General features: G+C 49.8%; 1 protein-coding gene. It reads left to right on the forward strand.

Features of this window, described 5'->3' with window-relative positions; genetic code table 11:
- The coding region (locus R8N49_RS25165) for an efflux RND transporter permease subunit (protein ID WP_318190216.1) at window positions 1–1,054 on the forward strand (1,054 nt) is incomplete at both ends.

A 1,054-nucleotide genomic window follows, 5' to 3' on the forward strand; every position in this document is an offset into this window, starting at 1 on the left:
CTTTTACATCATTTTCAACGACGATACCGACATGTACTGGGCACGTTCACGTGTTTTGGAATACCTAAGCCAAGTTGCACCTAAATTACCACCAAGTGCAAAACCAACCTTAGGCCCAGATGCAACGGGTGTGGGCTGGGTCTACAGCTATGTATTGCAAGACAAAACGGGTCAACATGACCTTGCCGAGCTGCGCAGTTTGCAAGATTGGTTCTTAAAGTACGAACTGCAAACCGTCGATGGCGTTTCTGAAGTTGCAACCGTAGGCGGTATGGTTAAGCAGTATCAAGTCCAGATTGATCCGGCGAAGCTGCGTGCTTACAACTTAACGCTGCAACAAGTAAACATGGCGATTCAAAACGGCAACCAAGAAACGGGGGCATCCGTAGTTGAAGTTGCTGAAGCTGAGCACATGGTTCGCACCACCGGTTACTTGACCAGCATCGAAGACATTAAATCGCTGCCGCTTAAAGTGACCGACAAAGGCACACCGCTCTTATTGGGCGACATTGCTGACATCAACTTAGGTCCGCAAATGCGTCGCGGTATCTCTGAGCTTAACGGCGAAGGTGAAGCGGTGGGTGGCGTGATCGTGATGCGCTATGGCGAAAACGCAAGTGAAGTGATCAGCAAAGTTAAAGACAAGTTGGAAGATTTACAGCGTAGCTTGCCGGATGGCGTTGAAATCGTCACCACTTACGACCGTTCTACGCTGATCAATGCAGCTGTCGACAACCTTTGGAAGAAATTAGCGGAAGAGTTCATCGTCGTAGCCATCGTCTGTGCACTGTTCTTGTTCCACATTCGCTCTTCATTGGTTATCGCCCTGAGCTTGCCTGTAGGCATCCTTGCAGCGTTCATCGTGATGCATTCTCAAGGCATTAATGCCAACATCATGTCGCTCGGGGGGATTGCCATCGCTATCGGTGCAATGGTGGATGGTGCCATCGTAATGATAGAAAGCGTCCACAAGCACATTGAGCGAACGCCACTCACGGATAAGAACCGCTGGCAAGTGATTGGTAAAGCCGCTGAAGAAGTAGGTGCGCCCCTA

The sequence above is a fragment of the Vibrio sp. 1978 genome (assembly GCF_033344345.1).